Source organism: Sinorhizobium sp. M4_45 (assembly GCF_002885915.1).
Lineage (GTDB): Bacteria > Pseudomonadota > Alphaproteobacteria > Rhizobiales > Rhizobiaceae > Sinorhizobium > Sinorhizobium meliloti_A.
Map to the genome: position 1 here is coordinate 1 of NZ_NWVE01000036.1, position 425 is coordinate 425.

The following is a 425-nucleotide window of genomic DNA, read 5'->3' on the forward strand; positions in this document are numbered from 1 at the left end:
GCACCCCGCCAATTCCTTTGAGTTTCAATCTTGCGATCGTACTCCCCAGGCGGCAGGCTTAACAGCTTCCCTGCGGCACTAGAACGGCACGTGGCCGTCCAAACACCTAGCCTGCATCGTTTACAGCTGGGACTACCCGGGTATCTAATCCGGTTCGCTCCCCCAGCTTTCATCCCTCACCGTCGGGCGCGTTCTAGCAGACCGCCTTCGCCACTGGTGGTCTTCCCGGGATTATAGGATTTCACCCCTACCCCGGAAATACCGTCTGCCTCTCTCGTCCCCTAGCCAAGCAGTATCCCCCGCAATCCAACGATTAATTCGGTGGATTTAACAAGGGACTAACTTAGCCAGCTACGGATGCTTCAGGCCCAATAAACATCCCTACAACTCGGAGAGCTGGTATTACCGCGGCGGCTGGCACCAAG

Annotated in this window: 1 rRNA gene; it reads right to left on the bottom strand. The window is 56.7% G+C overall.

What is annotated here, in order from left to right:
- Nucleotides 1-425, bottom strand: a 16S ribosomal RNA gene (locus CN933_RS31230); the annotation flags it as partial.